Genomic DNA, 18,238 nt, shown 5'->3' on the forward strand with positions numbered 1-18,238 from the left:
CGGCCCCGTATCGTTAACACGGCCTCACCCTTGCACGCGGCCGGAAATTCTGCGGTAGCGTGCAACCCTGTGCAGGTCTTTCGCGCAAGACCCGATCTAACGCGCCCTTTACCCACGCTATGCAAGATCGCCGGCAATTTCAGGGATCCGGGGCTCGTATTTCAATGCCTGTTGCCGATTTGAAGTCTCACTTCGCCGCCGCAATGCGGCTGTTTCGCGTGCCGGCCGACAATCCCGAGTTGACGCGCGCGCAGTTCGACGCCTTCTCCAAGCAGATCCCGCTGCTCTACTTCATCCTGATCACCAACACGATCGCGGTCGCATATACCTATGTGCCGCTGGCGCCGGCCTCGCTCAGCATGATCGTGCCGGGCGCGTTGGTCGCGGTGGCGGGCTATCGGACCTTCTGGTGGCTGCGGCAGCGCCACCTCGTCCGCAGCGACGCCGACATCCTGCGCAATCTGCGTCTCACCAACTGGATCGCGGCCCCGATCGCGGCGGGCTTCACCATCTGGTCGTTCGCCCTCTATCCCTACGGCGATCCCTTTGCCAAGAGCCAGGTCGCTTTCTACATGGCGGTGACCGTGATCGGCTGCATCTTCTCGCTGATGCATCTGCGTTCGGCCGCACTGATCGTGACTCTCGTCGTCGACGTGCCGTACGTCGTGTTCTACTTCGCCACCGGCGAGCCGACGCTGGAGGCGATGGCCGTCAACAATCTCCTTGTCACCGGCGCGATGGTGACGGTGCTGACCATCTACTACCGGGACTTCGCCGATCTCGTCGCCAGCCGCAAGTCGCTGCTGGCACAGCAAGCGGCGACGCAGGCGCTCTCGGACGAGAACTTCCGCCTCGCCAATCTCGATTCCCTCACCGAGCTGCCGAACCGCCGCCGCTTCTTCGCCGAGCTGTCGAGCGCCTTTGCCGACGCCGAGCGCAGGAACGTTCGCGTCGCGGTCGGCATCATCGACCTCGACGGCTTCAAGCCGATCAACGACAATTACGGCCACAGCGTCGGCGACCGCGTGCTCATCGAGGCGGGCCGCCGCATCCGCGAGGTCTGCGAGGGCTTCGGCCCGCAACGCGTGGAATTCGCCCGGCTCGGCGGCGACGAGTTTGGCCTCGTCGTCTGTGATGACCCCGACGATGCCGATCTGGCACGGCTTGGCGAACGCATCGGCGGGCAGGTCAAGCTGCCTTACCAGCTCGACACCGCGCACACCGGGTTGTCCTGCTCGATCGGGTTTGCGCTGTTTCCGGACTCCGCGACGACGTCGGAAGCTCTCTATGAATGTGCCGACTATTCGCTTTATCACGCCAAGCGCCATCAGCGCGGCCGCACCGTGATCTTCTCGGGCGAGCTCGAAGCCGAGATCCGGAGCCGCGGCGTGATCGAGAATTTGTTGCGCACCTCCGATTTTGGCGCCGAGATGGAGCTGGTGTTCCAGCCGATCGTCGACGCCATGAGCGAGCACACTGCGGGCTTCGAGACGCTGGCGCGCTGGCACAGCCCCCGTCTCGGCTGGGTGTCCCCTGCCGACTTCATCCCTGCCGCCGAGCGCATCGGCCTGATCCGGCCACTGACGCAGACGCTGCTGGCCCGCGCGCTCGCGACCGCCAAGACCTGGCCCGACGACATCCGCCTGTCGTTCAACCTGTCTGCGCACGACGTCTGCGCTGCCGAAGGCATCCTGCCCCTGATCTCCATCATCGAGAAAAGCGGCCTGTCGCCACGACGGATCGATTTCGAGATCACCGAGACCGCCGTCACCTTCGATTTCGTGCGCGCGCAGCAGTCGGTCGCGACGCTGAAGGCGATGGGCTGCGGCATTTCGCTGGACGATTTCGGCACGGGCTATTCGTCGCTGAGCCACGTGCACCGGCTGCCGCTCGACAAGATCAAGGTCGACCGCAGCTTCGTCGCCGACATCAACGAGAATCCGGTCAGTCACAAGATCATCAAGTCACTGACGGGCCTCTGCGACGACATGGAGATCGCCTGCGTCGTCGAGGGAGTCGAGACCCGCGCCCAGCTCGATACCTTGCGCCGGCTCGGCTGCGACTTCATCCAGGGCTATTATTTCGCAAAACCCATGTCGGGCGATGCGATCGGCGACTATCTGGCGAACGAACGCCAGCGCCTCGACGGCGCCAAGGTCGTGGCCTGAGACCGCTCACACCGCGCAGTAGCGTTCCTGGATGTCCTTGTCCGCGAGCAGCGCCGCCGCGCTGCTTTGATGCACGACCTCGCCCTGGTCGATGATCACGGCGCGGTCGGCCAATCGAAGAGCCCATTCGACGTTCTGCTCGACCAGCAGCAGTGTCTTGCCCTCGTCGCGCAGGCGGCGGAACAGCACGCCCATCTCCTCGACGAGGACGGGCATGATGCCCTCCGAGGGTTCATCCAGCAGGATCATCTTGGGCTTGCCGATCAGCGCGCGCGCGATCGCCAGCATCTGCTGCTCGCCGCCGGAGAGCGTCACGCCCTCCTGGTCGAGGCGCTCCTTCAGGCGCGGAAAGGTTTCGGCGATCTCGTCGATCGCCGTCCGCTCCTCGATGTCGCTGCCGGCCGCGACCAGGCCGAGCCGGAGATTCTCGCGCACCGACAGCCCGGGAACGATGCGCCGCTCCTCGGGCACGTAAGCGAGACCGAGGTGGAAGCGCTGATGGGCGCGCAATGGCAGGAGCTCCCTGCCCGCAAAGCGCGCGCGGCCGGTCGCCTTCGGCATCAGGCCCATCATGGTTCGCAAGGTTGTGGTCTTGCCGGCGCCGTTGCGGCCGACGAGGGCAACCACCTCGCCCTCCTTCACGTGCAGGGAGATGCCGTGGAGGATGTGGCTCGCCCCATACCAGGCGTGGAGATCTTCGATTTCGAGCAGCGCGGTTTCAGCCATAACCTTCACTCTGTCCGAGATAGACCCGGCGGACCTCCGGATTGCTCCTGATCTCGTCGGGCGCGCCGTCGGCGAGCAGGCGGCCATGATGCAGCACCACGACGCGCTTGGACAGGCCCAGCACCATCTTCATCTTGTGCTCCACCAGGAGCACGGTGCGCTTGTCGGCAAGCCGCTCCAGCAGCGCGACCATATCCTTGGTCTCTTCCGGTCCCATGCCGGCGGTCGGCTCGTCGAGCAGCAGCAACTCGGGCTCGGAGACCAGCGCGATCGCGATCTCCAGCGCGCGCTGCTGGCCATGCGAGAGGAATTTTGCAAATTCGCTTCGCTTGCCGAGCAGCCCCACCGCGTCGAGCGCCGCATCAGCACGCGCATGCAATTCGGTCAGCCGAGCGCGATTCCGCCAGATGTCGTAGCTCACAGCCAGCGCCTGCGCCGCGACGCGGACGTTCTCATGCACCGACAGATCCGGAAAGATGTTGGTGATCTGGTAGGAGCGCGAAATGCCCTGGTGCACGAAACGGTGCTGCGGCAGGCCGTTCAGCTCGCGTCCGCGGAAGTGCAACTTGCCGGACGTCGGCGTCAATACACCGGAGAGGATGTTGAAGAACGTACTCTTGCCGGCCCCGTTCGGCCCGATAATCGAGGTCAGCTGTCCCGCCGCAAAGGACAGGGTGATATCCTCGAGCGCGACGAAGCCGCCGAAGCGCTTGCCGATTCCCTCGGCGCGAAGCAGCTCGCCGCTCATCGCCGCGCCTTTCCGATACCGAGGACGTCCAGCAGCGTTCCCCAGATGCCCTTGGGCAGGAACAGCACGAACAGCACGAAGATCGCGCCGACGAAAATCTGCCAATGCGGCGTCCACAGCGAGATGACGTCCTCCAGGATCAGGAAGCTCGCCGCGCCGACGAAGGGCCCGAAAAAGCTGCGGGCGCCGCCGAGCAGCACCATCATCACGATCATACCCGAGGTCTGGTAGTGCAGGATGTCGAGCGGCACGATCGACAAATGCAGCGCCAGCATGCAGCCGCCGAGCGAGGAGATCGCGCCCGACAGCATGAACACGACCAGCTTGCTGCGTTCGACATCGTAGCCGCAGGCCCGCGCCCGCTGCTCGTTCTCGCGGATCGCCTCGATGACGGCCCCGAACGGCGAATTCAGGATGCGCGACTGGAACCACATCGCCAGCGCCGCAAAGGCCATCAGCACGTAATATTTGTTGACGGGGTCGAGGAAGTTGACTTGATGGCCGAACAGGCTGATGCGGTCGACGGTGAAGCCGCGCAGGCCGTTCTCGCCGCCGGTGAAGGACGAGGCCTGGAGCGCGACGTAATAGACGAGCTGCGCCAGCGCGAGCGTGACCATGGAGAAATAGATGCCGCGGGTGCGCGTCGAGATGATTCCGATCACGGCCGCAAGGCAGGTGCTGAGACCCACGGCGATCGCGACCGCGGCAAACCACGGCACGCCGTAACGCCCGATCGCAATGCCGGTGAAGTAGGCCCCCGCACCGAAGAACGCGGCTTGGCCGAACGACAACAGCCCGGTGTAGCCGAACAGCAGATTGTAGCCCATCACCACGACGCCGTAGATCAGGACGTTGACGGCGAGCGCCTTGGACGGCAGCAGCCAGGGCAATATCGCCAGCACGGCGATGGAGAGCAGCACGCGATGGTCGAGAAGCCGGCCGAGCCCGCTCGGCGCAGGCTTGGCGATAACCTCGCCGCTCGAAGGATGCGTCACGCCGTCCTCCCTCTCACCCCGAACAGGCCTTGCGGGCGGATCAGCAGCACCACCGCCATCAGCGCGAACATCACGATGGTCGCCATTTCAGGCGCGAACAGCGCCACCAGGCTGATGGAAATGCCGACCATGAGGCCGGCCACGACCGCGCCGACGATCGAGCCGAGGCCGCCGATCACGGTGACGACGAAGGCTTCGGCCAGAACCAGCGAGCCCATCTCCGGATTGACGCTGCGCATCGGCCCGGCGAGCACGCCGCCGAGTGCGGCAAGTCCGACGCCGAGCCCGAAGATCGCGAGCCAGACGCGGCCGATGTCGACGCCGAGCACCTGCATGATGGTGGGATCGCGCGCACCCGCGCGCACGATCAGGCCGACCCGGGTCTTCTCCAGCGTCAGCCAGAGCGCCAGCAGCACCACCGCCACCAGCACGATGACGAACAGGCGGTAACGCGGGAAGAAGCCGATGCCGAGATCGAGCACGCCGATCAGCTGCGGCGGGGTCGGAAACGGAATGCCGTCGCTGCCGAACACGATGCGCACGCCCTCGACCAGGACGTAGCTGAGGCCGAAGGTGAGCAGCAGCGGATCGTCGATCGAGCGTCCATACAGCCTGCGGATCAGCACGAACTCGATCAGCATGCCGAAGGCGCCGATCAGGATGGGCGCCAGCAGCAGCCCCCACCAGAAGCTTCCGGTGAGAGAGGCCAGATACAGCCCCGCATAGGCCCCGATCATGAACAGCGCACCATGGGCGAAGTTGACCACCCCGAGCATGCCGAACACGATCGTCAGTCCAAGCGCAGTGATCACCAGGACCGCCCCAAGGGCGATCCCGGAGAGAAGCTGCATGATGATCAGCGACAGGTCCATCGTCTCAAGACTTACGTGGCGTGGCCGAGCTCGCTGCAGCTGCGCAGCATGTCGTCCGAGCCTGTGTCGTTGGCGAGAATGGCGAACAGATCGTTGTCGCCCGCCATGGCGGACTTCTTCTTGGACTCCAGCACCAGCACCGACTGCACCGATTGGTGGTCACATTTGCGGTAATGCTGCGGGCTCTTGGTCAGATCATATTGCAGTTTTTCGAGAGCATCGACCACCTTGTCGGTGTCGGTGCCGTCGGCGACCTGCATCGCGGCCAGCAGCGATCCGACGCCGGAATAGCCGTAGGCACCGTAATCGGTCGGGATCGCGCCGCCATTGGCGGCCTTGAACGCCGCGTTGAAGCTGGCGGCCGACTTGCTCTGCGCCTCCAGGCCCCAATAATAATTGGCGCCGCCGACCACGCCCTCGAATACGTCGGGGCCGACTGCGAGCCGCTGGTTGTGCAGGATGACGGGGACCACGATCTTCATCTGCTGCTTGACGCCGAAATCCACGGCCTGCTTGATCGCATTGGCCTGGTCGCGGCCGAAATTGGAGATGCAGAGCACGTCCGGCCGCATCGACATCAGGCGCGGCATGAAGGTGGAATAGTCGGCTGCACCGAACGGATGCAGGATCTCGCCGACATTGTCCGCGCCAATCGCCGCCTGCGCACGCTTGAAGCCGCGCAGCATCTCATGACCGTAGGCATAATCGGCGACGAGATGGGCGACTTTCATGCCCTTCTTCAGCGTCTGCCGCGCCACCGCGGCTGTCGTCATGTGCGGGTTCAGCGCCTCGTGAAACGTGTATTTGCTGAAATCCTTGGCCTCGTTGATGGTGTCGGACTGGCTGATCGAGACGTAGATCACGCCGCGGGCGCGCGTGACCTCGTTGACCGCAAGCTGCACAGCGCTGGAGAGCGCGCCGACCACGGCATGAACCTTGTCCTTCTCGATCAGCTCGAGCGTACGCGTCGCGGCCTCGCCGGCGTTGAGCTTGTCATCGCGCACCAGCAGCTCGACCTTGCGGCCGCCGATGCCACCCTTATCGTTGACGAGCTTCACCGCGAGTTCGGCGCATTTGACCTGATCGCGTGCTTCCGCTGCGAAGGGGCCGGTCAGCGGCGTCGGGAAGCCGATGCGGATCGTCTCGTCGGCCGCACGGCCGAGCCGGGGCATGGCGAGCAGCGCCGCGCTTGCCGAAAGGCCGGCGAGCGCAGTGCGGCGGGTTACTTTCGGGGTCGAACCGGATTTGGGCATGATTTCCTCCAACTGTCTTTTTTCTAGAAACGCTTCAGGGCTTTCAGGACTTTGGCGGGCGTGATCGGAATCGAACTGATCGTCGCATCGAACGGCGCGATCGCGTCGTTGACGGCGTTGAGTACGCAGGCGGACGCCGCGGCCGTACCGGCTTCGCCGACGCCCTTGGCGCCAAGCTCCGTGTCGGCGGTCGGCGTCTCGACATGAGCGATGACGATGTCGGGCATCTCCATCGGCATCGGCACGAGATAATCGGCGAGCGAGCCGTTCATGAGCTGACCGGTGTCGCTGTAACGGCATTCCTCGAACAGTGCCGCGCCCAGCCCCTGCACGATGCCGCCGCGGAGCTGTTCGTCCACGAGCATCGGATTGATGACGCGGCCACAATCCTCGACGATGAAATGCTTCAGGAGCTTAATGAAGCCAGTCTCGACATCCACCTCCAGCGAGCAGCCCTGGATGCCGTTGGTAAAAGCGAACGGATAGCCCTGCGGCGCGAAGTGATGGCTCACGGTGAGCTGCGCCTGCGTGCCCGGCGGCAGCGTATCGGAGCGGAAATAGGCGATGCGTGCGATTTCGGCGATCGGCAGGCGCGGGTTCCGCGTGCTTGCATCGACGATCTCGCCATCGAGGATATCGAGCGCCGATGGCTGCTCCTGCAGAATGAGCGCGGCAATCTCCAGGATGTTGCGCTTGAGCGCGCGCGTGGCCTGCAGCGCGGTCTCGCCGCCGATGCCGGCGCCGCGGCAGGCCCAGGTCGCGCCGCCATGCGGCGTCACCTCGGTATCTCCGGTGATGACCTTGACACACTCCTGCGCGAGGCCCAGCTGATCGGCCACGATCTGGCTGATGATCGCCTCGGTGCCCTGCCCCTGCTCGGTGACCGAGATCAGGCAGCGCACCTCGCCAGAGGGCGTCAGGCTCAGGATCGCGCCGTCCTGCGACGAGATGCGCGCACCGCCGACGCCATAGAACGCCGGGCTGGGATTGGTGATCTCGACGAAGGCCGCGATGCCGATGCCGCGATAGATGCCGCGCTTGCGCAAGTCGGCCTGCTCGGCACGAAGTGCGTCATAGCCCATCATTTCGTGCAGGCGCTTCAGGCAGGCCTGATGCGACAGCGCCTCGAAGCGGTAGCCGGTCGGCGAGGTCTGCGGATAGGCATCGTCGGGGATGACGTTCTGCGCCCGGATGGCAAAGGGATCGAGACCGAGCTTGCTTGCTGCCATGTCGACGAGACGCTCGGTCACCGCGCAGGCGATGGGATGGCCGACGGCGCGGTACTGGCTGGTCTGCACCTTGTTCTGGAAGATCACCTCCAGCGTGGCTCGGTAATTTTTGAAGCGATAGGGCGCGCCGATCAGGCGGATGACCTGGTTGCCCTCGACGACGCTGGTGCGCGGATAGGTCGAGAACGCCCCGATCGCGGTCAGGTCCAGAACATCCATCGCCAGGATCTCGCCCTTGGCATCCAGCGCCACCCGGGCGCGGACGCGATGGTCGCGGGCGTGGATGTCAGAGACGAAGGACTCCATCCGGTCGGCGACGTATTTCACGGGCCGGCCGAGCAGGATCGAGAGACCGACCACCGCCATGTCCTCGTGATAGACATGCAGCTTCATGCCGAAGGAGCCGCCGATGTCGGTCGCGATGACGCGGACGCGGGCTTCCGGAATGTTGTAGTGGCGCGAATAGAGGTCCTGAAACTGATACGGGGTCTGCGTGCCGTGATGCACGGTGAGCATGCCCGCGGATGGATCGTAGTCGGCGATGATGGCGCGCGGCTCCAGCGTCACCGCGGTGTGGCGGCCGAAGGAAAACTCCTCCTCCACCACATGGGCCGCATGCGCAAAGGCGTCATCAACGACGCCGCTGTCGAGCTGGCTGCGGAAGCAGGTGTTGTTGGCACTGCCCGGATTGACCAGCGGACCGTCCGCCTTACGTGCGCCGTCGATGTCAACGACGACGGGAAGGTCCTCGTAGTCCACCTCGATCAGCTCCAGCGCATCTTCAGCAATCGCCCGGCTCTCGGCAACGACGGCGACCACCGCCTGTCCGGCCCAGACCACGCGATCGAGCGGCAGCGGCAATTGCGGCGCGGAGGTCATGCCCTTGAAATGATCGAGCGTGCCGGTCCAGGGCGTGCAGATTTTTGCGAGATCAGCGCCCGTGGCGACGAGATGTACGCCCTCTCGCGCACAGGCCTCGTCGATCTTGATCGAGACGATCTTCGCGTGCGCATGCGGGCTACGCAGGAACGCGGCGTAGAGCATGCGCGGCAGCTTGAGATCGCTGACGTAACGTCCCCGCCCGGCAAGCAGCCGCTTGGCGTTGGGCCGCGGCAGCGCACGGCCGATATAGGAGTTCGGGCGATCGAGCGAGGTCAGCGGCGCGCTCATGTCGCGCCTCCATTCTCACCATGCGCTTTGGCCACGGCGTCGATGGCGTCGACGATCGCCTCGTAGCCGGTGCAGCGGCAGTAATTGCCCGACAGCGCGTCGCGGATATCCTCGCGGCTCGGCTGCGCCGTTTGCGAGAGCAGCTCGTGGGCGTTAATCAACATGCCCGGCGTGCAAAAGCCGCACTGCAACGCATTGCGGCGATGGAATTCGGCCTGGAGATCGGCGAGCAGACCGCTCTCGCTGAGCCCCTCGATGGTGTCGATCCTGCCGCCATCAGCCTGCACCGCGAAGATCAGGCAGGAATGCACGGCGCGGCCGTCGAGCTGCACCAGGCACGCGCCGCAGGCGCCCATCTCGCAGCCGGCATGCGTGCCCGTCAGCTCGAGCTTGTCGCGCAGGCAATCGACCAGCGTGTCGCGCGGCGCGACCTCGCAGGCGACCTTGCGCCCGTTGACGACGAAGCGGACCCGCACCGTCTCGTCGGCCTCGTTCAGCAGACTATCGTCGAAGCCGCTCATGCGCCCTCACCGAGACGTCCGAGCAGGCGGCCAAGCAACACGCGAGCGAGATGCAGCCGCATCGAGGGCGGCACTTCGTCGCCCTCGGGCGGCGCGAGATCGCCTTCGAGCGCGCCTTGCGCGGCAGCGATGCGTTCTGCATCCAACCTCGCGCCGATCAAGGTGGCTTCGACCCCCTTCACCCGCGTCGGCGTATTGCCAACGGAGAAGAATGAGATGCGGATGTCGTCAATGCGCTCACCGGTGCAGGTCGCAAGCATGCCGCAACCAACCAGCGCGTAATCCCCGCGCCGACGCGCCAGCTCGTCGAACGCAAAGCGCTGATCGGCCCTGAACAGCGGAACGTAGACCGCGGTGATCAGCTCGCCGGGCTCGAGCGCCGTCTCGAACAGGTCGATGAAGAAATCATCGGCCTTCACGCGTCGGCGGCCTGAGAGGCCGGCGATCTCGATCTCGGCATCCAGCGCCAAGGTCATCGCCGGAAATTCGGAAGCCGGGTCGGCAAGCGCGACGCTGCCGCCGAAGGTGCCGCGGTTGCGGATCGCGGGATGGGCGACGAACGGTGCCGCGGCGTGCAGCAGCGGCGCGAACTCGGCAATCAAAGGCTCGCTCAGCATCTCGCAATGGCGCGTCAGCGCACCGATGCGCAAGGCGTCGCCTTCGCGCCTGACGCCGCGCAGCTCGCCGATGTGGGTGATGTCGATCAAAAGCCGCGGCGCCTGCAGCCGCAGCGACAGCGCCGGCACCAGGCTCTGGCCGCCGGCGATGAAACGCGCATCGTCCCCGGCGCGTGCGTGAGCATCCAGCGCCTGGTCGATCGTCGCAGCCCGAAAATAGCTGAAAGCCTTCGCCTTCACTGCCGTTTCCCCGAGATCCATCGGCTCATCAGCCGGGATGCCAGATTTGTAACCATCTGGTCTCAAAATCCTGACACGCCTCCCAAGGCCGGTCAACAGGAAATGACCATTTGGTCACAAAAGCGCCTTGGGCTATGAAGGTAGCGGCACGTTGATTCAGCGACGAGATGGCCCGAAAAGCGCAGAAAACTTTGAGACGACCGGTCCGCAAGCGGACCGAGACAGGCAGCAAGTCCGCGCCAAAGCGTCGCAACATGCGCGCGGCCGACCGCGAGCGCGCGATCGTGGACGAGGCCATCCGCTTCTTTGCCGAGCGCGGCTTCGAGGGCCAGACCCGCGAGCTCGCCAAGCGCATGGGCATCACGCATTCGGCGATCTACCGCCACTTCCCGAGCAAGGAAGCGCTGATCGAGCGGGTCTACCAGGAGGTCTATCTCAGCCGCTGGTCGCCCGATTGGGGACCGATGGTGCGCGACCGTTCGCTGTCGCTGGAAGCGAGGCTCACGCGCTTCTATCTCGACTATGTCGAGCGCGTATTCGAATATAATTGGGTGCGGATCTTCGTGTTCTCCGGCATGAAGTCGTTCGGCATCACCAGCCGCTACCTCGACATCGTGAGGCGCGAGATCATCGAGCCGGCGGCGGCCGAGCTGCGCTTTGAGCTCAAACTGCCCGACGCAAAAGCTCACTCATTGAGCGAGCGCGAGACAGAGCTGTTCTGGGGCCTGCACGGCCGCATCTTCTATCTCGCCATCCGCAAGTTCATCTACGAGACGCCGATCCCGCCCGATCTCGACGCCATCGTCCGCGACGCCGTCCAGACCTTCATGGACGGCGCGAAGACGACGATGCCGAGGCTCTTGGTCAGCGGCTGAATCGGCGACGCTGCTCCGAAGGAGGTGCGCTCCCTCTCCTGCTTGCGGGGGAGGGCCGGGGTGGGGGTGCCTCCGCAGAGAGACTCCCTGATTGGAGAGAGCCCCCACCCGGCGCTCCGCGCCGACCTCCCCCGCAAGCGGGAGAGGTTGATCGAGCCCGCGGCTAGCTACTTCGAAAGGCTCGGCAGATCGAGCCCCTTCTCGCGGGCGCAGTCGATCGCGGTCTCGTAGCCCGCGTCGGCATGGCGCATGACACCGCTGGCGGGATCGTTCCAGAGCACGCGCTCGATCCGCTTGGCCGCTTCCGGCGTACCGTCGGCGACGATCACCATGCCGGCGTGCTGGGAATAGCCGATGCCGACACCGCCGCCATGATGCAGCGACACCCAGGTTGCGCCGCTGGCGCAATTGAGCAGCGCGTTCAGCAGTGGCCAGTCGGACACCGCGTCCGAGCCGTCCTTCATCGCTTCAGTCTCGCGGTTCGGGCTTGCCACCGAGCCGCTGTCGAGATGATCGCGGCCGATCACGATCGGCGCCTTGAGCTCACCGCGCGCCACCATCTCGTTGAAGGCAAGGCCGAGTCGATCGCGATCGCCGAGGCCGACCCAGCAGATCCGCGCCGGCAGGCCCTGGAACTTGATGCGCTCCTTGGCCATGTCGAGCCAGTTGTGCAGATGCTTGTCATCAGGCATCAGCTCCTTGACCTTGGCGTCGGTCTTGAAGATGTCCTCGGGATCTCCCGAGAGCGCGGCCCAGCGGAACGGCCCGACGCCGCGGCAGAACAGGGGACGGATATAGGCGGGGACGAAGCCCGGGAAATCGAAGGCGTTCTTCAGGCCCATGTCCTGCGCCATCTGGCGAATGTTGTTGCCGTAGTCGAGCGTCGGAATGCCCTGCGCATGGAAATCCAGCATGGCCTGGACGTGCTCGACCATCGACGTCTTCGACGCGCGCTCCACCCCCTTCGGATCGGAGGCGCGCTTGGCTTCCCAGTCGGCTAGCGTCCAGCCCTTCGGCAAATAGCCATTGACCGGATCGTGCGCGCTGGTCTGGTCGGTGACGACATCCGGCTTGACGCCACGGCGCACGAGCTCGGGGAAAATCTCGGCGGCATTGCCGAGCAGGCCGACCGAGACCGCCTTCTTCGTCTTGGCGGCATCTTCCATGATCGCCAGCGCTTCGTCGAGCGTTGCCGCCTGGCGATCGAGATAGCCGGTACGCAGGCGCATCTCGATGCGGCTCGGCTGGCATTCGACCGCGAGCATTGAAGCGCCGGCCATGGTCGCGGCCAGCGGCTGCGCACCGCCCATGCCCCCCAAGCCGGCGGTGAGAATCCATTTGCCGGCAAGGCTGCCGCCATAATGGCGACGACCGACCTCGACGAAGGTCTCGTAGGTGCCCTGCACGATGCCCTGGCTACCGATATAGATCCAGGAGCCGGCGGTCATCTGGCCGTACATCATCAGGCCCTGGCGATCGAGCTCGTTGAAATGGTCGAGCGTTGCCCAATGCGGCACGATGTTGGAGTTCGCGATCAGCACGCGCGGCGCATCGGCATGGGTGCGGAACACGCCGACCGGCTTGCCGGACTGGACCAGCAGCGTCTGGTCGCCATCGAGCTTGCGCAAGGCGGCAACGATCCGGTCAAAGCTCTCCCAGTCGCGCGCGGCGCGGCCGATGCCGCCATAGACGACGAGCTCGCTCGGGCGTTCCGCAACGTCAGGATCGAGGTTGTTCATCAGCATGCGCAGCGGCGCTTCGGTCAGCCAGCTCTTGGCGCTGATGTCGCTGCCGCGGGGGGCGCGGATGGTGCGGTCGTTGTCCAGTCGGCGGTTCATGCGGACCTCTTAATCAAGTCTCGGAAACGGATCGGATGGAAGCGCAGTGATCGCGATGGCCGGCAACGCATCCGCATCGATCAGTGCAGCGGCCTTGGCCAGATCGCCGGCCATGTAGCGGTCCGCACCGAGCGCCGGCACCTGCTCGCGGAATGCGGCGATGACGGCAGCCAGCGACGCACTGGTCGCATGCGGCGCGCGCAGCGTGATACCCTGGGCAGCGACCAGGAGCTCGATACCGAGGATGGCGGCGAGATTGTCCGCCATGTCGGACAGGCGCCGCGCGGCATGCGCCGCCATCGAGACGTGATCTTCCTGGTTGGCGCTGGTCGGCGTCGAATCGATCGAGCAGGCCGCCGCGCGCTGCTTGTTCTCGGCATAGAGCGCGGCGGCCGTCACCTCGGCGATCATGAAGCCGGAATTGATGCCGGGATCGGGGGTAAGGAACGGCGGCAGGCCGAAATTCAGCGCGGGATCGACCAGCGTCGCGATGCGCCGCTCGCTGATCGCGCCGATTTCCGACAGCGCTAGCGCGAGCGCGTCGGCGGCAAAGGCCACCGGCTCGGCGTGGAAATTGCCGCCGGAGACGATCTCGCCGGTCTCGACCAGGACGAGCGGATTGTCGGTGACGGCGTTGGCTTCGACGATCAGCGTGCGCGCAGCCTGCGTGATCAGGTCGAGCGCTGCGCCCGCGACCTGCGGCTGGCAGCGCAGGCAATAGGGATCCTGCACGCGCTCGTCGCCTTCGAGATGGGATAGGCGGATGTCGCTGCCATCCAGCAGCGCGACAAGCGTCGCGGCTGCGGCGATCTGCCCGGCGTGACCGCGCAGTGCCTGGATTTCGGGACGGAACGGCGCCGTCGAGGCCATCGCGGCATCGACCGACAGCGCACCGGTCACGAGCGCCGCACGCGCCAGGCGAAACGCGCGCAACACGCCGGCAATGGCGTAGGCGGTCGAGAATTGCGTACCGTTGATCAGCGCAAGCCCCTCCTTGGGGCCGAGCGTCAGCGGCGCAAGTCCGGCAGCCGTCAACGCCTCGCTACCGGACACGGTTTTCCCGTCAACGATCGCCTGCCCTTCGCCGATCATCACCGCTGTCATATGCGCGAGCGGCGCAAGATCGCCGGAGGCGCCGACCGAGCCCTGCTGCGGCACCAGCGGAGTGACACTCCGTGCCAGCATGGCCTGCAACTGCTCGATCACCGCGCGGCGCACGCCGGAAGCGCCGCGCCCGAGCGAGACGATCTTCAGCGCCATCATCAGCCGAACGATCGGCTCGGGCGTGGCTGGGCCGACGCCGCAGCAATGCGAGACGATGAGGTTGCGCTGGAGCAACGCGGTCTGGTCGGACGGAATGCGCTTCGAGGCCAGCTTTCCGAAGCCGGTGTTGATGCCATAGACGGGCACGTCGGCGTGCGCGGCCTTCGCGACGATTTCCGCAGCCGCTTCCACGCGTGGCCAGAACGACGGATCGAGCACGACGGATGCGCCTTCCAGCACGCGCGCGAGATCGTCGAGGCTGACCGCTCCCGGCTTGACGACGATCGCTGTGCCCTGCTCCGTCACTGGCCCCTCCAGACCCGGCGATGCAGCGGATTGAAGCCGATGCGATAAACAAGCTCGGCGGGCCGCTCGATGTCCCAGATCGCGAGGTCGCACCATTTCCCGGCTTCCAGCGTGCCGGTCTCGCCGAGCACGCCCAAGGCACGCGCGCCCTCGCGGGTGATTCCGGCGAGGCATTCGGCGACGGTCATCCGGAACAGGGTCGCGCCCATGTTCATCGTGAGCAGAAGCGAGGTCAGCGGTGAGCTGCCGGGATTGCAATCGGTCGCGAGCGCCACGGAAACGCCGTGGGTGCGGAACGCCTCAACCGGCGGCTTCTGCGTCTCGCGGATGAAGTAGAATGCGCCAGGCAGCAGCACGGCCACCGTACCGGCCTTCGCCATCGCGGCGACGCCGGCTTCGTCGGTATGCTCGAGATGATCCGCCGACAGCGCCGAGAATCTTGCAGCGAGCGCCGCACCGCCGAGGTTCGACAACTGATCGGCATGGAGCTTGACCGGCAGCCCGAGCCCCCTCGCCGTCTCGAACACCTGCGCGGTCTGCTCCGCCGAGAACGCGATGCCCTCCATGAAGGCATCGACGGCGTCGGCAAGACCGGCCTTCGCAACGGCCGGCAGGATCTCCTTGCAGACGAGATCGATATAGCGATTTTTGTCACCGTCAGCTTCCACAGGCAGCGCGTGCGCCCCGAGGAACGAGGTGCGGATCGCAACCGGCCGCTGGCGGCTGATGCTGCGCGCGGCCGCGAGCTGTCGCATCTCCGTTTCGGTGTCGAGGCCATAGCCGGACTTGATCTCGACCGTGGTTGCGCCCTCACCGATCAGCGCGTCGAGCCGCGGCAGCGCGCTTGCGACGAGATCGGCCTCGCTCGCCTTGCGGGTCGCCGCCACCGTGGAGACGATGCCGCCGCCGGCGCGCGCGATCTCCTCGTAGCTCGCGCCCTTCAGGCGGAGCTCGAACTCGTGCGCGCGGTTGCCGCCATAGACGAGATGGGTGTGGCAGTCGACGAGGCCGGGCGTGATCCAGCGACCTTCGCAGTCGATCCGTTCGGCCGCGTCGGCATCCGCCGGAAAATCGGACTGCGCACCGGCATAGACGATACGGCCGCCGCGCGCGGCGATCAGGCCAGGCTCGATCTCGCCGAGATCGGGCCGGTCGGCCCGCATCGTGGCAAGCCGGGCATTGTGCCAGATCCGGTCGAAGCGCTCTGCCATGCAACGGTCCCTTCGCGTGGGATGCTTGACTTATATGTCTAGACATATAATCGTGGGACCGTTCTGTCCAGCCGGCGTGTAATCATGACCCGACTGCATTTCGCCTCCGCGCTCCTGCCCTCGGGCTGGGCCAATGACGTGCAGGTGGTGATCACCGCCGGCGCGATCGCGGCGGTGTCCGCGGGTGTGCAGCCGGCCGTCGGCGACGAGCGCCACGCCATCGCGCTTCCGGGACTTGCGAGCCTGCACAGCCACGCCTTCCAGCGCGGCATGGCGGGCCTTGCTGAGCTGCGCGGCAATTCCACCGACACGTTCTGGACCTGGCGCGAGACGATGTATCGCTTCGCCCTGGCAATGACGCCGGACGACGTCGCCGCCGTCGCAACACTTCTCTATGTCGAGATGCTCGAGCAGGGATTTACCCGCGTCGGCGAATTCCATTATCTGCATCATGATCGCGACGGTTCGCCCTATGCCGATCCCGCCGAGATGGCCGCGCGCATCGCGCAGGCTGCCGAAGCCTCCGGCATTGCCCTGACCCTGCTGCCGAGTTTCTATGCGCATGGTTCCTTCGGCGGCGCAGCGCCTCATGACGGCCAACGCCGCTTCATCTGCTCGGTCGATCAGTTCGCGGCATTGATGGCGGCGTCGCGTAAGGCGATCAGCACATTGCACGGCGCCAACATCGGCATCGCGCCGCACAGCCTGCGCGCGGTGACGCCGGACGAGCTTGCAGCGATCATTCCGCTCGCCGAGGGCGGCCCGGTGCATATCCACGCCGCCGAGCAGGTGAAGGAAGTCGACGACTGCCTCGCCTGGTCCGGCCGGCGCCCGGTGCAATGGTTGCTGGAGCACGCGCCCGTCGACCGGCGCTGGTGCCTCATTCACGCGACGCACATGACGGATGCGGAAATCACGGCATTCGCGAGCGCTGGCGCGGTCGCTGGCCTCTGCCCCATCACCGAAGCAAGCCTTGGCGACGGCATCTTTCCCGCCTGTGAATTTGTCGCTGCCGGCGGCGCCTTTGGCGTCGGCACGGATTCCAACGTGCTGGTCGGCGTCGCCGACGAATTGCGCCAGCTCGAATATGGGCAGCGCCTCAAGCACCGCGAGCGCAACGTGCTCTCCGCCGGCGCAGGCCGCTCGACCGGACGGACGCTGTTCGATCATGCGCTCGCAGGCGGCGCACAGGCGCTGGCGCAACCGACCGTCGGCCTCGCGCCCGGCGCGCGCGCCGATATCGTCACGCTCGACGGCGCACATCCCTCGCTGGCAGGGCGTCACGGCGATGCCACGATCGACGGCTGGATCTTTGCCGCGGGCAGCGGCGCGATCGACTGCGTCTGGGCCGGCGGTCACAAGGTGGTCGAAGGCGGACGTCATGCGTTGCGACAAGCTGCACGCGAGCGCTTCAACGCGGCGGTTCGGAGGCTTGTCGCATGAGCCTTGCCACCGACGCGGCCGACAAGCCGACGCTGTACAAGCGGATTCGCGCCGACATCGAGAAGCGCATCCTGACCGGCGAATGGCCGCCGGGGCATCGCATCCCGTTCGAGCATGAACTGGTGGCGCGCTACGGCTGCTCGCGCATGACGGTGAACAAGGCACTGTCGGAGCTGGCGCAGGCCGATTTGATCGAGCGGCGGCGGCGCGCCGGCTCCTTCGTCCGGCGGCCGCAGCACATGTCGGCGGTGCTCAAGATCGCCGACATCCGCGCCGAGATCACCGCACTGGGGCGCGCTTACGGCTATGAGCTGATCCATCGCAGGCTGCGCTCTGCGACCGCTGCAGACCGCGATCGTCTCGGGGTGAGGAAGGTCGGCAAGGTGGTCGCGATCAACTGCCGCCACAGCGCCGACAAGGTGCCGTTTGCCATCGAGGACCGGCTGATCGACCTTGCATCCGTGCCTGACGCTGCGACCGCCGATTTCTCGCGCGAGCCGCCGGGCTCCTGGCTGCTGCACCATGTCCCATGGACCGAGGCCGAGCACACGATCAGCGCCATCGTTGCAGACGATCGCACGGCGGACGCGCTCGCGATCGCCGTCGGCGCGCCCTGTCTCGTGATCGACCGCTACACCTGGCGCAGCGCACGCACCATCACCGCCGTGCGCCTGCTCTATCCCGGTGACTCTCACCGCCTTGTCGCGCGATTCAAGGGAGGCTGAGAGGACATGTCGGCACAAATCGTGCAACGCTTCGGGCA

15 protein-coding genes are annotated in these 18,238 nt (G+C 65.9%); 4 read left to right on the plus strand and 11 right to left on the minus strand.

Going from position 1 to position 18,238, the window contains the following annotated elements:
* Positions 1-164 precede the first annotated feature (164 nt).
* Entirely contained in the window at positions 165-2,168 is a 2,004-nt protein-coding gene (locus GGD61_RS08395) for a bifunctional diguanylate cyclase/phosphodiesterase (RefSeq protein ID WP_092261838.1), read from the plus strand.
* A gap of 6 nt (positions 2,169-2,174) precedes the next feature.
* On the opposite strand, the gene GGD61_RS08400 is transcribed toward GGD61_RS08395, so the two are convergent.
* Genes GGD61_RS08400 through GGD61_RS08435 form a run of 8 tightly spaced genes read right to left on the minus strand, consistent with a single transcriptional unit; the run spans position 2,175 to position 10,539 of the window.
* Positions 2,175-2,894 carry an ABC transporter ATP-binding protein gene (locus tag GGD61_RS08400; protein ID WP_092261839.1) on the minus strand — a complete coding sequence of 240 codons (720 nt, stop codon included), beginning with the start codon at positions 2,892-2,894 and terminating at the stop codon, positions 2,175-2,177.
* A complete protein-coding gene (locus tag GGD61_RS08405; RefSeq protein ID WP_092261840.1) occupies positions 2,887-3,642 on the minus strand; it encodes an ABC transporter ATP-binding protein in 756 nt (251 codons plus the stop codon). Before GGD61_RS08405 ends, GGD61_RS08400 begins: the two co-directional genes overlap by 8 nt.
* Positions 3,639-4,637, minus strand: a complete 999-nt coding sequence (locus GGD61_RS08410; RefSeq protein WP_092261841.1) for a branched-chain amino acid ABC transporter permease — start codon at positions 4,635-4,637, stop codon at positions 3,639-3,641. The genes GGD61_RS08405 and GGD61_RS08410 overlap by 4 nt, the downstream gene beginning before the upstream one ends.
* Complete coding sequence (locus GGD61_RS08415) at positions 4,634-5,509, minus strand: branched-chain amino acid ABC transporter permease (protein WP_018320760.1); 876 nt, start codon at positions 5,507-5,509, stop codon at positions 4,634-4,636. Before GGD61_RS08415 ends, GGD61_RS08410 begins: the two co-directional genes overlap by 4 nt.
* Positions 5,510-5,520: 11 nt before the next feature.
* On the minus strand, positions 5,521-6,762 hold the full coding sequence (locus tag GGD61_RS08420; protein ID WP_092261861.1) for an ABC transporter substrate-binding protein: 1,242 nt from the start codon (positions 6,760-6,762) through the stop codon (positions 5,521-5,523).
* 23 nt (positions 6,763-6,785) lie between these two features.
* On the minus strand, positions 6,786-9,161 hold the full coding sequence (locus GGD61_RS08425; protein WP_092261842.1) for a xanthine dehydrogenase family protein molybdopterin-binding subunit: 2,376 nt from the start codon (positions 9,159-9,161) through the stop codon (positions 6,786-6,788).
* Complete coding sequence (locus GGD61_RS08430; RefSeq protein ID WP_092261843.1) at positions 9,158-9,682, minus strand: (2Fe-2S)-binding protein; 525 nt, start codon at positions 9,680-9,682, stop codon at positions 9,158-9,160. Before GGD61_RS08430 ends, GGD61_RS08425 begins: the two co-directional genes overlap by 4 nt.
* Positions 9,679-10,539 carry a xanthine dehydrogenase family protein subunit M gene (locus tag GGD61_RS08435; protein ID WP_092261862.1) on the minus strand — a complete coding sequence of 287 codons (861 nt, stop codon included), beginning with the start codon at positions 10,537-10,539 and terminating at the stop codon, positions 9,679-9,681. The genes GGD61_RS08430 and GGD61_RS08435 overlap by 4 nt, the downstream gene beginning before the upstream one ends.
* Before the next feature lie 254 nt (positions 10,540-10,793).
* Here GGD61_RS08435 and GGD61_RS08440 point away from each other — a divergent pair, with 254 nt between their 5' ends.
* Positions 10,794-11,414: a TetR/AcrR family transcriptional regulator gene (locus GGD61_RS08440; RefSeq protein WP_177237454.1), complete on the plus strand. Its 621-nt coding sequence runs from the start codon at positions 10,794-10,796 to the stop codon at positions 11,412-11,414.
* A 167-nt stretch (positions 11,415-11,581) separates the two neighbouring features.
* On the opposite strand, the gene hutU is transcribed toward GGD61_RS08440, so the two are convergent.
* From hutU to hutI, 3 genes are read right to left on the minus strand one after another with little or no spacing between them, the layout of a single operon-like run.
* Positions 11,582-13,252, minus strand: coding sequence for a urocanate hydratase (gene hutU / locus GGD61_RS08445; protein ID WP_183230522.1), 1,671 nt, complete (start codon positions 13,250-13,252; stop codon positions 11,582-11,584).
* 9 nt (positions 13,253-13,261) lie between these two features.
* The gene (gene hutH / locus GGD61_RS08450) at positions 13,262-14,821 is read right to left on the minus strand and encodes a histidine ammonia-lyase (protein ID WP_183230523.1); all 1,560 of its coding nucleotides are present in this window, start codon (positions 14,819-14,821) and stop codon (positions 13,262-13,264) included.
* Positions 14,818-16,032, minus strand: coding sequence for an imidazolonepropionase (gene hutI, locus GGD61_RS08455; RefSeq protein WP_183230524.1), 1,215 nt, complete (start codon positions 16,030-16,032; stop codon positions 14,818-14,820). Before hutI ends, hutH begins: the two co-directional genes overlap by 4 nt.
* An 84-nt stretch (positions 16,033-16,116) precedes the next feature.
* On the opposite strand from hutI, the gene GGD61_RS08460 reads away from it, so the two are divergent.
* Both GGD61_RS08460 and hutC read left to right on the plus strand, forming a co-directional pair.
* Positions 16,117-17,475, plus strand: coding sequence for a formimidoylglutamate deiminase (locus tag GGD61_RS08460; RefSeq protein ID WP_183230525.1), 1,359 nt, complete (start codon positions 16,117-16,119; stop codon positions 17,473-17,475).
* Entirely contained in the window at positions 17,472-18,200 is a 729-nt protein-coding gene (hutC, locus tag GGD61_RS08465) for a histidine utilization repressor (RefSeq protein ID WP_183230526.1), read from the plus strand. Before GGD61_RS08460 ends, hutC begins: the two co-directional genes overlap by 4 nt.
* Positions 18,201-18,238 lie beyond the last annotated feature (38 nt).

Origin of the sequence: Bradyrhizobium sp. SBR1B, from assembly GCF_014198205.1 — a bacterium.
Taxonomy (GTDB): domain Bacteria; phylum Pseudomonadota; class Alphaproteobacteria; order Rhizobiales; family Xanthobacteraceae; genus Bradyrhizobium.

Excerpts from the sequence above, each read along its gene's own strand:
- GGD61_RS08440 (WP_177237454.1), top strand. The coding sequence starts at position 10,794 with ATGCGCGCGGCCGACCGCGAGCGCGCGATCGTGGACGAGGCCATCCGC.
- GGD61_RS08415 (WP_018320760.1), bottom strand. The coding sequence starts at position 5,509 with ATGGACCTGTCGCTGATCATCATGCAGCTTCTCTCCGGGATCGCCCTT.
- GGD61_RS08425 (WP_092261842.1), bottom strand. The coding sequence starts at position 9,161 with ATGAGCGCGCCGCTGACCTCGCTCGATCGCCCGAACTCCTATATCGGC.
- GGD61_RS08420 (WP_092261861.1), bottom strand. The coding sequence starts at position 6,762 with ATGCCCAAATCCGGTTCGACCCCGAAAGTAACCCGCCGCACTGCGCTC.
- GGD61_RS08400 (WP_092261839.1), bottom strand. The coding sequence starts at position 2,894 with ATGGCTGAAACCGCGCTGCTCGAAATCGAAGATCTCCACGCCTGGTAT.
- hutU (WP_183230522.1), bottom strand. The coding sequence starts at position 13,252 with ATGAACCGCCGACTGGACAACGACCGCACCATCCGCGCCCCCCGCGGC.
- hutC (WP_183230526.1), top strand. The coding sequence starts at position 17,472 with ATGAGCCTTGCCACCGACGCGGCCGACAAGCCGACGCTGTACAAGCGG.
- GGD61_RS08460 (WP_183230525.1), top strand. The coding sequence starts at position 16,117 with ATGACCCGACTGCATTTCGCCTCCGCGCTCCTGCCCTCGGGCTGGGCC.
- GGD61_RS08430 (WP_092261843.1), bottom strand. The coding sequence starts at position 9,682 with ATGAGCGGCTTCGACGATAGTCTGCTGAACGAGGCCGACGAGACGGTG.
- GGD61_RS08405 (WP_092261840.1), bottom strand. The coding sequence starts at position 3,642 with ATGAGCGGCGAGCTGCTTCGCGCCGAGGGAATCGGCAAGCGCTTCGGC.
- hutI (WP_183230524.1), bottom strand. The coding sequence starts at position 16,032 with ATGGCAGAGCGCTTCGACCGGATCTGGCACAATGCCCGGCTTGCCACG.
- GGD61_RS08395 (WP_092261838.1), top strand. The coding sequence starts at position 165 with ATGCCTGTTGCCGATTTGAAGTCTCACTTCGCCGCCGCAATGCGGCTG.